This is a genomic window from Vibrio sp. CUB2 (genome assembly GCF_001557945.1).
Lineage (GTDB): Bacteria > Pseudomonadota > Gammaproteobacteria > Enterobacterales > Vibrionaceae > Vibrio > Vibrio owensii.
Genome location: NZ_LNRB01000025.1, coordinates 42,811 through 55,381, shown reverse-complemented (window position 1 = coordinate 55,381; position 12,571 = coordinate 42,811). Strand labels below are relative to the sequence as shown.

The 12,571-nt window shown below is 47.3% G+C and carries 10 protein-coding genes, 1 tRNA gene, 1 rRNA gene and 1 pseudogene; 8 read left to right on the top strand and 5 right to left on the bottom strand.

Annotation, left to right across the window (positions count from 1 at the left end):
- Positions 1-97 precede the first annotated feature (97 nt).
- Positions 98-214 (top strand): 5S ribosomal RNA (gene rrf / locus ATB78_RS25720).
- 90 nt (positions 215-304) lie between these two features.
- Positions 305-395: transfer RNA gene (locus tag ATB78_RS25715), tRNA-Ser, on the top strand.
- An 843-nt stretch (positions 396-1,238) separates the two neighbouring features.
- Here the strand turns inward: ATB78_RS25715 and ATB78_RS25710 are convergent.
- The 4 genes from ATB78_RS25710 to hemC are packed head-to-tail and all read right to left on the bottom strand — an operon-like array spanning position 1,239 to position 5,318.
- The gene (locus ATB78_RS25710) at positions 1,239-2,420 is read right to left on the bottom strand and encodes a heme biosynthesis HemY N-terminal domain-containing protein (protein WP_009695955.1); all 1,182 of its coding nucleotides are present in this window, start codon (positions 2,418-2,420) and stop codon (positions 1,239-1,241) included.
- Entirely contained in the window at positions 2,420-3,631 is a 1,212-nt protein-coding gene (locus ATB78_RS25705) for a uroporphyrinogen-III C-methyltransferase (protein WP_005452033.1), read from the bottom strand. The genes ATB78_RS25710 and ATB78_RS25705 overlap by 1 nt, the downstream gene beginning before the upstream one ends.
- A gap of 17 nt (positions 3,632-3,648) precedes the next feature.
- Complete coding sequence (locus tag ATB78_RS25700) at positions 3,649-4,377, bottom strand: uroporphyrinogen-III synthase (protein ID WP_038890547.1); 729 nt, start codon at positions 4,375-4,377, stop codon at positions 3,649-3,651.
- Positions 4,378-4,379: 2 nt separating this feature from the next.
- Positions 4,380-5,318, bottom strand: coding sequence for a hydroxymethylbilane synthase (gene hemC / locus ATB78_RS25695; protein ID WP_005438556.1), 939 nt, complete (start codon positions 5,316-5,318; stop codon positions 4,380-4,382).
- A gap of 348 nt (positions 5,319-5,666) precedes the next feature.
- Between hemC and ATB78_RS25690 the strand changes: the two genes are divergently transcribed.
- On the top strand, positions 5,667-8,195 hold the full coding sequence (locus ATB78_RS25690) for a class I adenylate cyclase (protein ID WP_061010969.1): 2,529 nt from the start codon (positions 5,667-5,669) through the stop codon (positions 8,193-8,195).
- A gap of 76 nt (positions 8,196-8,271) precedes the next feature.
- On the opposite strand, the gene cyaY is transcribed toward ATB78_RS25690, so the two are convergent.
- Positions 8,272-8,586: an iron donor protein CyaY gene (gene cyaY, locus ATB78_RS25685; protein ID WP_061010968.1), complete on the bottom strand. Its 315-nt coding sequence runs from the start codon at positions 8,584-8,586 to the stop codon at positions 8,272-8,274.
- Here cyaY and ATB78_RS28745 point away from each other — a divergent pair.
- The 5 genes and pseudogenes from ATB78_RS28745 (at position 8,566) to xerC (ending at position 12,564) form a co-directional block, all read left to right on the top strand.
- A pseudogene (locus ATB78_RS28745) lies at positions 8,566-8,777 on the top strand (lipoprotein). The gene cyaY and the pseudogene ATB78_RS28745 sit on opposite strands and share 21 nt — an antisense overlap.
- 60 nt (positions 8,778-8,837) lie before the next feature.
- Entirely contained in the window at positions 8,838-10,091 is a 1,254-nt protein-coding gene (gene lysA / locus ATB78_RS25675) for a diaminopimelate decarboxylase (protein WP_009705173.1), read from the top strand.
- A 10-nt stretch (positions 10,092-10,101) separates the two neighbouring features.
- A complete protein-coding gene (gene dapF, locus ATB78_RS25670; RefSeq protein WP_005438548.1) occupies positions 10,102-10,932 on the top strand; it encodes a diaminopimelate epimerase in 831 nt (276 codons plus the stop codon).
- Positions 10,926-11,657 carry a DUF484 family protein gene (locus ATB78_RS25665; protein ID WP_179947021.1) on the top strand — a complete coding sequence of 244 codons (732 nt, stop codon included), beginning with the start codon at positions 10,926-10,928 and terminating at the stop codon, positions 11,655-11,657. Before dapF ends, ATB78_RS25665 begins: the two co-directional genes overlap by 7 nt.
- Entirely contained in the window at positions 11,623-12,564 is a 942-nt protein-coding gene (gene xerC, locus ATB78_RS25660) for a tyrosine recombinase XerC (RefSeq protein WP_005533635.1), read from the top strand. Before ATB78_RS25665 ends, xerC begins: the two co-directional genes overlap by 35 nt.
- The last annotated feature ends 7 nt before the right edge of the window (positions 12,565-12,571 follow it).

The window sequence follows — 12,571 nt, the reverse complement described above, 5'->3', positions numbered from 1 at the left end:
ACCATACAACACCCAAGGGGTTTTGATGGACTCGATGTAAGAACATTGAATGTGTATAAATAGAACTTAACATCAGTTTTCCAGATTAAAGAATTTGCTTGGCGACCATAGCGATTTGGACCCACCTGATTTCCATTCCGAACTCAGAAGTGAAACGAATTAGCGCCGATGGTAGTGTGGGGCTTCCCCATGTGAGAGTAGGACATCGCCAGGCTTGCTTACTGTTTTTAGATTTTAAAAAATCTAAAGGCAAAACTGAGATTTAGCATTATTTAAGTAAGACTAAATTTTAGTAAAAATTTGTGGAGAGATGGCTGAGTGGTTGAAAGCACCGGTCTTGAAAACCGGCATACGTTAATAGCGTATCTAGGGTTCAAATCCCTATCTCTCCGCCACTATTAAGAAGCCTCGCTAGAAATAGCGAGGCTTTTTTCATTTCTGACGTTTGAGAATTAGACGGGATTTGCATCAAATCTCAAGTCAGTCGCGACTTAGGATTAGTCGTCCTCGAACTCAGTCACTACAAAGAAAGCCTGTTGAGAAAACAACGGGCTTTTGTCGTTTCTGATTCTTGGAAAGTAGCTTTGAGGCGTCTGAATCAACCTCCCAACCGAACACGCTCCAAACTAAGCGCCTTTACTCTTCGTCTATTGAGAAGTCTTGTGCTACGCGTACCTTGAGGCTTTCTGCCATCTTCGCCTCGTAGGGTTATAGAAACTGTCCTCCAGAGAAAGTGATTGAGCTTTCTCCTTGCCATTCCTATCTCTATTGCATCAGCAAAAGAGCGTTTCTACTCGCAGCAGCATTCAATGTGTATTAGCGCTTCTGAGCCTCCTCTGATGATGAATATGACTTTGCTTTAGCTTTTACAACAAACGTTACCCAAGCGCTATATGGGGTTCTCACATCGAATAAGTGCATAACATTACTCCTAGTTACTTCTTTGGCCATCACTACGCTTTACTGTGTTCTGAAGGAGGTTTTCCCTCCTAACCATTTAAAACCAGTCGCTATGTCTTGCAGAAAGTGATCGCGGTTGCTTCACGTGGTTCTTAGTGACACGAAGAAGAGCAGCTTGGAATGAACGACATAAGCTTTGATGATTATTTCTAATCAGGTGCAGTCAGTAGAGAGAACTCTGCTCTTGGGGGAGTCAGTCGTACGATGATAGGGCATGAAGAATTGCAGGCAATAAAAAAGCCGACAGTAATCTGTCGGCTTTCTACTTTCGGAACCGCTTAGTTGTTTTGAACTAGCGTTAGCGCTTTACGAGAGACCTCGTGAGCCGCTTTTGTTAGGTTTTGCTTCTCTAGTGTGTCTGCTAGGTAAGCATAGTCAGAAACGTCTGAGCGAAGTTTTAGCGCAACCTCAAAGTGCTCTTGCGCTTCTTGCCATTTTTCTTGGCGGAAGAAGAAGTGCGCTAATGCACTTTGCGCCGCTGCGTTTTCTGGTTCACGCTTCAAGACACCTTCCAAGAATACGATGACTGGGTGGCTATCCGGTAAGTTTAGCTCTGGCAGTAATTGGTAGAGCTCTGGTGTTGGGCTTTTCTTCAGCGCTTCTTTGATTACTGTGAATGCTTCGTTATCTGCTTTACGTGAGATGAGCTCGTGAGCAAAACAACCGATCAAATGAGCGTCTTGTTTTACCTTACGTGGCAAACCATTCCAGTGTGAGATAAGACCTTCGCTGCCTTGCTGCTGAGCAACTTCGTGTAGCAAGCCGCATTGTGCTTTCTGAATCAGTTCCGCTTGCTCTTCTTCAGTTACCAGTTTCGCTTTGCTTAACTGAGGCATCAGATCGATCAGCGGTTGCCACAGCTTAAGCTGCATGTAAGTGGTTTTCAGCAGGTTAAGAACAATCGAGTTATTCGCGTACTGACCTTTCAATGCTTGCAGTGTATCGAATGCAGATTCGAATTCGTTATCACGAATGAACTGTTTCGCGCGAGTCAACTCTACCGCTAGGTGCGCGTTTTCTTGCTGGCTTGCCAGTTCTAGGTACTGGTCACGCTTGGCTTTGTCACCTTGACCTTGCGCAGCTTCTGAAGCCACTAAGTAACACAGAAGAGGCATATCGTGGTGGTTTGCCCAGCGTGTTACTTTCTTCTCTGCGCCTTTCCAGTCACCTTCAAGTAGCTTGATGATACCTTCGTTGGTGTAGCGACGAGAGCGACGCATTTTGCGCACACTAAAGTAATTCCATGTGCTTGAGCTTGCGTAAACCACTTTCTTGACCACGTATTCTAGGAAGAACAGCGCCGCCAAGGCAGCAATCACGAAGATCACTAGAGTGGTTACACTCATCTCAATGGTTTTGTTGGCAATTGAGATCAGGACATAACCTTGCTGACCTGAGAATTGAGTGCCAACGAATAAGCCAGCACCAAGAACAACAAATAGGAAAATAAGACGAACCATTACTTATCCTCCGTACCTGTCATTGTGGTCACTTCACGACGTAGGCGCTCACGAATCACGTCGGAGAGTTGGTTTTGGCTTTCTAGCTTCGCAGGGTATTCAACTTGAATGTCTTGCTTGCTCAGTTGGCTCAGTGTTTTGTTGAATTCTTTCACCGAGTTATCGTCTTGGTTGAAGAATGCCATTGCCCATTTGTCTGCTGTCTCTAAAGAGGTGGTGTAGATTTCACCTTGCTCTTGGTAAACCGCTTTGATTGCCGTCTCTAACTTCGCTTTGATGTTTTCTTTCAAGTAGAAGTGTTGTTGTGGTGACAATAGAGGGATTACGTTGCCGTCACGAGTGCGGAAGGTGATGAAGTTTTCTGAGAAGTCTTTTAATGACGTCATCAGGTTATCTTGCCAGTTTGCAATGTCTTCAGACACTTGTTGCTTCTCTACCGCTGCCGCTTCTGGTAGCAAAGCATTCGCAAGTGGCAGTTTGTCGACTTGCTGCTGTAGGGCAGTGAGGCGCAACACCAAGCCATCACGGTCTACCAAAGGAACAACACGCAGCTTAGTAATGTCATTTGCCATGGCTTTACGCAGACCGACCAAGCTTGGGTCGTTCAGCGCTGCGATACGTTGGTCCGCGCTTTCCATCAATTGAGTAGCACTTTCTACGTCGTGCTCTAGGAACAATTTACGACCTGCCAGTTTTACTAGGTAGTCAGCTTCTGCCAGTAACCAGTCGTTTGGACGACGACCTTTCACATCAGCGACTGCCAGTTGCAGGCTTTCGATGCTCTTTTGTTGCTGACCCAGTACCACTTCAGCTTTGTGAGTGACAGTGGTCGCTTTTTCAATGGTTTCTTCTTTTACTTGGCTAAGCTCTTGCTTCATTGCTGATTGAGCTTGTTCCAGTTGGCTTTGCAGTTGAGCGATCTGAGTTTGGTATTCAGATTGCTGCTCAAGCATTTTGTAAGTGAGACCACCACCAAAAATCAGTGATAAGACGATAGCGACAGTACCCAGCTTGACGCCGCGTTTGCCTTGCTTCTCTTCAAATTCAACTTTGTTTGGCTCTGCTGGTTTGGTTGGCTCTGCAGGCTTTGATTCTGCCTTGCTTGGCTCAGATTCCTTCTTAGGCGTGTCTTTTTCAGCTAGCGGTGCCGATGTAGTTTCTTCGGAAAGGTTTTTATCGTTATTCTTTTGGTCGTTATTTTTACTTGTCATGCCTATATCCTGTGTAGCTAGGGCTGGAGAGCAGCCAGTAATTCTTGGTTGGATGCGCTTCCTGTGCACCTGACCTGAGTGAAGCCCCGTTGAATTGCGATGTCAGCGATTCGCTGACTGGGGATATACAACTCTTGTTGATTAAGCCAAGTCAATTGCTCTGACGTCAATTGGCTGCACAAATAATCCAGTTGTTCACCACTGGTGACGATAATCTGGTCGATTTGTTGGGTTTTCCATAGTGAGACACAGCTTACTGGATCGAATGGGATAAATTCTCTCTTATAAGTCTCACTATAGTGAACTTTTGCTCCACGTCTCACCAATGCATCTTTTATCAGCTCTCTACCACCGTTGCCACGAAGGATCAGAACTGTTTGTTTTTCTACATTGTTTAGCTCGGGAAGCTGCAACAAGTGTTCACTATCACTGACTTGTGGATAGTGTACTTTCTGTTGGGTACATTTGCTCAAATAGTGTGCTGTTTTTTGACCAACGGCAAGGTATACAGCCTGCTTAGACCATGATTTAGCGTGGTTCTGCAAGATTTGCTCTGCGCATTGCACCGCATGTTGGCTAACAGCAATGATGATTTGAGCGGTTTCAATGTATTTGGAGAGTTGTGTGTCGCTGAGATCGGCGACGATGTCGATCAGAGGATGATGAATTGCAGTTTTGCCGTGCCTTTCGAGCAGAGAGCAAAGCGCCATGCCTTGCTCTCCCGGACGAGTGACCAACACTGCCATGATTATTCGTGGTCTGCGTACAGTTTGGTTAGGATGTCGCGCGCACCGTTTTCAAGTAGCTCGTTAGCCAGTTGAACTCCGAGTGCTTCGGCATCGTTGCGGTGACCGCGAATTTCACCACGCACAATTAGGCTGCCGTCTGGTTCACCAACCAGTGCGCGTAGCCAAATGTTGTCACCATCAAGCAGTGAGTAACTGCCGATTGGCACCTGACAACCGCCTTCAAGGGTGAGGTTCATCGCGCGCTCACAGCGTACGCGATCTGCTGTGTCTTGGTGGTTTAGTGGCTCAAGCAGTTTAAGTAGACGCTCGTCATCCACACGGCACTCAATACCCACCGCACCTTGACCTACTGCTGGTAGTGATTGCTCTGGCTCGATAAAGCTACGGATGCGCTCTTCTAGCTCAAGGCGTTTCAGACCTGCCGCTGCAAGAATGATTGCATCGTATTCACCTGCATCTAGCTTACCTAGACGAGTACCTACGTTGCCACGCAACTCTTTGATAACTAAGTCTGGGCGGTATTCTTTTAACTGACACTGACGACGCAGGCTACAAGTACCTACAACTGCGCCTTGTGGCAGTTCATCAATGTTGTTGTAAGTGTTAGAAACGAACGCATCACGTGGGTCTTCACGTTCACAAATCGTCACTAAGCCAAGACCCTCAGGGAAGTCTACTGGTACATCTTTCATTGAGTGCACCGCAAGGTCTGCACGACCTTCGAGCATTGCCACTTCTAGCTCTTTCACAAACAAGCCTTTACCACCGACTTTAGCTAGCGGTGTATCCAAAATGATGTCGCCTTTGGTCACCATAGTAACCAGCTCAACTTCCAGACCTGGATGAGCGGCTTGAAGTGCGTCTTTTACATAGTGAGCTTGCCATAGGGCAAGAGGGCTTTTTCGAGTTGCAATGCGAATTGGCGTAGATTGTGTCATGGTCTTCTCAATGCTGTTTTAGTTTTGCCTAATCCTACCACTCAACGCGTGAAAGTCTTAATGTTAGTTAGGCTTCTCTTGGTGTCATGAATCGAATTACATGACGTTATGAAAATAGTGTGACTGGATTCTCATTTAGGCTAAGGACTATTATTAGTTATAGGTGAATACAAGCGACACTACTGCGCTATCGATTTTTGCGACTAGTGTGGGGTTTTCAGACCACAACTATTTGCGGGTGGAAATCTTTACCAACTCTGATGAAAGTGTTAAATTGATCACGTTTTTACACCATTTTGGTTTAAAACATCAGCAGATTTTCGTGATTGTTCAACCAAGGAACTTCCCTTGCAGGCTTACACCCAAAAACTTATTCAGCGATTAGATAACCTGAACCAGCAACGGATCGACCGTGCGCTGGCGCTTATGGATTCGCAAAGCCAGCAAGTCTTCCACTTGATTCCTGCCTTGTTGAACTACAACCATCCTGTTATTCCCGGCTACTACGATGCAGACGTCCCTTATGGTGTGTTTGGTCTAGAGCTGAACGATCTCCAACAGCAATTCCTTGATGATACCCAACTGACAATCGGTCAACCGCTTAAGGCAGCAGAGCAACCTGCGATCTTAGGTTTGTATACCATGGGCAGTACCTCTTCTATTGGTCAAAGTACTTCAAGTGATTTGGATATTTGGGTGTGTATCTCACCGGAGATGGATAACGACCAACGTGAACTGCTGACCAACAAATGCTTGCTGATCACCGATTGGGCACAAAGCCAAGGTGTAGAAGCGAACTTCTTCTTAATGGATGAAGAGCGTTTTCGTAGCAACCGTTCTGAAGAGATGACCGGCGATAACTGTGGTTCTTCTCAGCATCTATTACTGCTGGATGAATTCTACCGTTCGGCGGTTCGTCTGGCAGGACAGCGTTTGTTGTGGCAAATCGTGCCACCAGAAATGGAAGAGTGTTACGACGAGTACGTTGCACAACTTTGTAAAGATGGCTACATCAACTGTGATGAGTGGATCAACTTTGGTCAGCTTAACCGCATTCCTGCTGAAGAGTACTTCGGTTCGAACTTGTGGCAGCTGTACAAGAGTATCGATTCCCCTTACAAGTCCGTGTTGAAAGCGATCTTGCTTGAAGCTTACTCGTGGGAATACCCGCACACACAACTTCTTAGTATCGACACCAAACGTCGCTTCTTTGCTCACGAGCCTGACTTGTACGGCATGGATGCGTACTACTTGATGCTAGAGAAAGTAACGCGTTACCTAGAGCGAATCCAAGACGACACACGTTTGGATTTAGTTCGCCGCTGTTTCTACCTTAAAACCCATGAAAAGCTGTCTCGTGAACCTGATGTAGGTTCTGTAGCTTGGCGTCGTGAAGCCTTGAGCGACATGATTGCGAAATGGGATTGGGATGAAGCGGTATTGGCGGAGCTCGACGATCGCCGTAACTGGAAAGTAGAACAAGTGAAAGTGGTGCACCATGCACTGTTGGATGCTTTGATGCAAAGCTACCGTAACTTGATTCAGTTTGCGCGTCGTAACGACATTACTTCAGCGATCAGCCCGCAAGACATCAGTATTCTTGCTCGTAAGCTGTACGCAGCATTCGAAGTGCTGCCGGGTAAAGTTACCTTGCTTAACCCTCAGATTTCGCCAGATTTGCACGAACCCGATTTGAGCTTCATTGAAGTAAAAGAGGGTGGGGTGAACAAATCAGGTTGGTACTTGTACAAGCAACCACTGATTGCGCACCGCATTCTTGGTCAACCTTGTCTCGAGCACCATGAGTACTTGAGTAAGTTAGTTTCTTGGGCGTTCTTCAACGGTTTGATTACCGAGTCAACACGTTTGCACGCAGTGGTACGTGAGGCGCAGTTAGACATCGATAAGTTCTACCAAATGGTGAGTGACCTACGTAACACCTTCTCGTTACGCAAGCGTCGCCCGACCATGCAAGCGTTGGGTAGCCCGTGTGAAATTAGTCAGATGGCGATGTTCATCAACTTTGAAAATGACCCGACGGCAGAGTTGTCTGGTCGCTCACTCAAAGTGGATGTGAAAAACACCGATATCTTCAGCTTTGGCCCTGAGCAAATTAACTTGGTCGGCAGTGTCGATTTGGTTTATCGCAACTCATGGCACGAAGTGCGAACCCTGCACTTCAAAGGTGAAACCGCGATGTTGGATGCATTGAAGACCATTCTTGGCAAAATGCACCAAGATGCGATTCCGCCAGAGTCGGTGGATGTATTCTGCTACGCGAAGAACATGCGTGGCGTGATGCGCAATATGGTGTATCAGCTATTGGCAGAGTGTATCGACTTACGTTTGAAGCCGGTTGAGCAAGAGAAACGCCGTCGCTTTAAAGCCATGCGTCTTGCTAACCAAACTTACGGTTTGTTCTTTGAGCGTCGTGGTGTATCGGTTCAGAAACTGGAAAACTCGGTCGATTTCTACCGCAGCATTTCAACCAACAAGCTGAAAGGCTCGCCGTTGTTGATGCTGGATCGTGAGCAAGAGTATCAACTACCAGAAGTAGTGGATGGCTTCGCCAGTGAAGGTTTGGTGCAGTTCTTCTTTGAAGACACTGACGATGGTTTCAATATCTACGTATTGGATGAGTCAAACCAAGTTGAGGTTTATCATCAATTCAGTGGTTCGAAAGATGAAATGATTGCGTCAGTGAACAGCTTCTACACCTCGGTGAAAGATGATAATCGTGTATCGTCGAAGTTTATTAACTTTAACTTGCCGCAGTACTACCAAATTATTCATCCGGAAGAAGGGAACACCTACATTATCCCTTACCGTAATGATGGCTGTACGCCGACTCGCCCAACCAAAGCGGTGAACGCGTAAAACGAATAACAAAAAAGAGCACCTCGGTGCTCTTTTTTTCGTTTAGGTGACTGGTCGTCAAGAAGACCCATTTGGCTTATGCCCAATCGATCGTTTCACCAGCGTGTTTTTCACACTCTTCTTTCACCATTTCAAACAGTTCCATGCCCGTTTTAGAGCAAGTCCATTTGTTGCCGACTAGCTTGAAGTGGAAGCCACCAGACTTCGATGCCAACCAGATCTCATGCATTGGCTCTTGGCGGTTAATGATGATTTGGCTGCGGTCTTCAAACTCTAATGTCATTACGTTGCCAGTGACTTCGTAGTCAATGTCTGCACCTGAATCATCGATGGATTCTTCGATGAGTTGCATCTGCGCATCCACGAGTTGATGAAATTCAGTATCGTTCATCCGTCTATCCTATTGCTTTTCCTGAGTGTGGTGCGATTATAGGGGGCATTGGTTTAATAATCACGATATGCAAAATGAAAAAATTACTTACTGTGTTGTTTGTGATGGTTGCAGCGACACTTGCTGGTTGCGGTCAATCAGGTTCACTTTACATCCCAGATGACGCTCAGCAGAACGAGCAGTCACAATAATTAGCCACCCTTAGGGTGAAATCAGGGTTTAGCAGTCGAATTAATTAAGGGAAGCAAATTTTGGATTACTTCAACTATCAGGATGATGGCCAGCTTTGGGCCGAAGACGTCTCACTTCAAGCTCTTGCCGAGCAGCATGGCACTCCTCTTTATGTTTACTCACGCGCGACGTTAGAGCGCCATTGGAATGCGTTTGACAGCGCTGTGGGTCAGCATCCTCATCTTGTTTGTTACGCAGTAAAAGCAAACTCAAACCTTGGCGTATTGAATGCACTGGCTCGTTTGGGCTCAGGCTTTGACATCGTATCGGGTGGTGAGCTTGAGCGTGTTATCGCGGCTGGCGGTGATGCGAAGAAGGTGGTGTTCTCAGGTGTTGGTAAAACGCCTGCAGAGATGAAACGCGCACTGGAGTTGGGCATTAAATGCTTCAACGTGGAATCAGAACCTGAGCTTGAGCGCTTGAACAAAGTCGCGGGCGAGCTAGGTGTGGTTGCCCCGATTTCTCTACGAATTAACCCTGACGTAGACGCTAAGACTCACCCTTACATTTCGACTGGCCTGCGTGACAACAAATTTGGTATCGCTTTTGACCGTGCGCCTGCGGTATATAAATTTGCTCAGAGCCTACCAAACCTAAATGTTCAAGGTATCGACTGCCACATCGGTTCTCAGCTGACTGAGATTGAACCTTTCATCGACGCAACAGATCGTCTATTAGCGTTGATTGATGACTTGAAAGCACAAGGCATCAACATCCGTCACTTGGACGTTGGTGGTGGTCTAGGCGTGGTATATCGTGATGAATTGCCACCACAGCCTTCTGATTACGCGAAAGCACTGTTAGGCCGTCTTGAGAACCATCAAGATCTTGAACTGATTTTCGAACCAGGCCGTGCAATCGCAGCTAACGCCGGTATCTTGCTAACGCGTGTGGAATTCCTAAAGCACACAGAGCACAAGAACTTTGCGATTATCGATGCGGCGATGAACGATTTAATGCGTCCTGCGCTTTACCAAGCGTGGCAAGATATTGTTCCTGTAGCACCGCGTGAAGGTGAAGCACAGACTTATGACTTAGTCGGCCCTATCTGTGAAACGGGCGATTTCTTGGGCAAAGATCGAGCACTAGTGCTGCAAGAAGGTGATCTACTCGCGGTTCGCTCTGCAGGCGCCTATGGTTTTGTGATGTCTTCGAACTACAATACTCGTACCCGAGCGGCGGAAGTGATGGTGGATGGCAATCAAAGCCACCTTGTTCGCCAGCGTGAGGAGCTGACCAGTTTGTGGCAGCTGGAACAGATTCTACCGGAGTAACACACAACAAATGCATTTCCACTTTTCCAAAATGCACGGTTTGGGCAACGACTTTATGGTCGTCGACTGCATTACCCAGAACGTGTTTTTCTCGCAAGATTTGATCCGTCGTTTGGCGGATCGTCACACGGGCGTTGGTTTTGACCAATTGCTCGTGGTTGAAGCGCCTTATGATCCTGAAAGCGACTTCCACTATCGCATTTTTAATGCAGATGGCAGTGAAGTTGAGCAGTGTGGTAATGGCGCTCGCTGTTTCGCACGTTTCGTCCGTTTGAAAGGCTTGACCAACAAGTACAGCATCAGCGTGAGCACCAAGAAAGGTAAGATGATTCTTGATGTTGAAGACGATGGTGAAGTTACGGTGAACATGGGCGTACCTGAGTTCGAGCCGAACAAGATCCCTTTCAAAGCGAAGCAAAAAGAGAAAACCTACATCATGCGTGCAGGCGATAAGACCCTGTTTTGTGGCGCAGTGAGCATGGGTAACCCGCACGTGGTGACCGTGGTTGACGATGTGGATACGGCAGAAGTGGAAACACTTGGCCCGCTATTAGAATCACATGAGCGCTTCCCTGAGCGTGTGAACGCGGGCTTTATGCAAGTTGTGAATCGCAATCACATTCGCCTGCGCGTGTATGAGCGTGGCGCGGGTGAAACGCAAGCTTGCGGGAGCGGTGCCTGTGGCGCAGTTGCAGTGGGCATCTTGCAAGGTCTACTGGATGAGAACGTGAAAGTTTCACTTCCTGGTGGTGACCTACGCATCTCTTGGCAAGGTCCAGGCAAACCGCTGTTTATGACTGGCCCTGCAACTCACGTATTTGATGGTCAATTGTCGTGCTAGTTGAAGAGCAAGAAAACCAAATCTCAGAAGTTGAAGCGGATGCGCTGACTGCAGAAGTGGTGGCGCAATATTTAAAAGACCACCCAGACTTTTTTGTTCAGCGTCCTGAGTTGGTCGATCGCCTATCTTTGCCACACACGGATTTAGGTACGGTTTCTTTGGTTCACATTCAAATGAACCGCCAGCGCCAGCGTATAGAAGAGCTAGAAGAAGAAATCACTACTCTGATGTCTTTGGCCGCGAACAACGATCGCACCTTCTACGAGTTCATGGATCTGCAAGGGCAAATCCTTAAGTGTGGTGACTTCAAGCAAGTCATCAACGCCATTGAACTCAAAGCCAAAGACCTTGGTTTGAAGGCGTATGTGCGTCTATTGAGCCAGTGTGATGCTGCGACTCAATTGAGTAAGGAAAGCTACCAACGTTTTGCTACTAACCACTTAAACGGCAAAGAGGCGTACTTAGGTCGTCTGCGTAAAGTGGATCGCGAAGCGTTGTTTGGGGATATGGACGTTCCAGAAATGGGTTCCTATGTGGTGTTACCGCTTGTGAAAAAACAGACGCTTGGCGTACTGGCATTTTCTAGCGAGGATGGCGGTCATTTCCAACCAGATATGGATACCTTGTTTTTGCGTCACCTATCCTTAGTAGTGACACATCTCGCTCAAACATTGGTATGGCAAAGTCACGATGACGACAACTCCCAACACTCCTCTGCCAAATAGTCTTCAAAAGCCTCTTGAACGCTTCTACGAATTCCTGCGAAGCGAAAAGGGGCTTAGCCTGCACACCCAACGCAACTACAAACAACAATTGGAAACCATGGCTCACCACTTGGCTGAGATGGGTTTGAAAGATTGGTCGCAAGTCGATGCGGGTTGGGTGCGTCAATTGGCAGGTAAAGGCATGCGTGAAGGCATGAAAGCCAGCAGCTTAGCGACGCGCTTATCTTCTCTACGCAGCTTTTTCGATTTCCTGATCCTACGTGGAGAAATGTCAGCGAACCCAGCCAAAGGGGTTTCTGCGCCACGTAAGCAACGCCCACTGCCGAAAAACCTCGATGTGGATGAAGTTAACCAACTGCTCGAAGTGAATGAGGACGACCCGCTAGCGGTGCGCGATCGTGCCATGATGGAGCTAATGTACGGCGCTGGTCTGCGTTTGGCAGAACTGGTTAGCGTCGATGTGCGTGATGTTCAGCTACGCAGTGGCGAATTACGAGTGATTGGTAAAGGTGACAAAGAACGTAAAGTACCGTTCTCTGGTATGGCAACCGAATGGGTTGGTAAATGGTTACGTGTGCGTGGTGATTTAGCTGCGCCGGGTGAGCCTGCACTGTTTGTTTCTAAGCTGGGTACTCGAATCTCACACCGCAGTGTGCAAAAGCGCATGGCGGAGTGGGGGCAGAAACAGTCGGTAGCGAGTCACATTAGCCCGCACAAACTGCGTCACTCGTTTGCAACGCACATGCTGGAATCGAGCAATAACTTACGTGCGGTGCAAGAGTTATTGGGGCATGAAAACATCTCCACCACCCAAATCTATACCCACTTGGATTTCCAACATTTAGCGCAAGCTTATGATCAGGCGCATCCAAGAGCGCGTAAGAGAAACGACGACAAGTCGGATTAACCAAGGA

Coding starts and splice junctions, on each gene's coding strand:
- ATB78_RS25705 (WP_005452033.1), bottom strand. CDS start 3,631: ATGACAAGTAAAAATAACGACCAAAAGAATAACGATAAAAACCTTTCC.
- dapF (WP_005438548.1), top strand. CDS start 10,102: ATGCATTTCCACTTTTCCAAAATGCACGGTTTGGGCAACGACTTTATG.
- ATB78_RS25700 (WP_038890547.1), bottom strand. CDS start 4,377: ATGGCAGTGTTGGTCACTCGTCCGGGAGAGCAAGGCATGGCGCTTTGC.
- ATB78_RS25710 (WP_009695955.1), bottom strand. CDS start 2,420: ATGGTTCGTCTTATTTTCCTATTTGTTGTTCTTGGTGCTGGCTTATTC.
- cyaY (WP_061010968.1), bottom strand. CDS start 8,586: ATGAACGATACTGAATTTCATCAACTCGTGGATGCGCAGATGCAACTC.
- xerC (WP_005533635.1), top strand. CDS start 11,623: ATGACGACAACTCCCAACACTCCTCTGCCAAATAGTCTTCAAAAGCCT.
- hemC (WP_005438556.1), bottom strand. CDS start 5,318: ATGACACAATCTACGCCAATTCGCATTGCAACTCGAAAAAGCCCTCTT.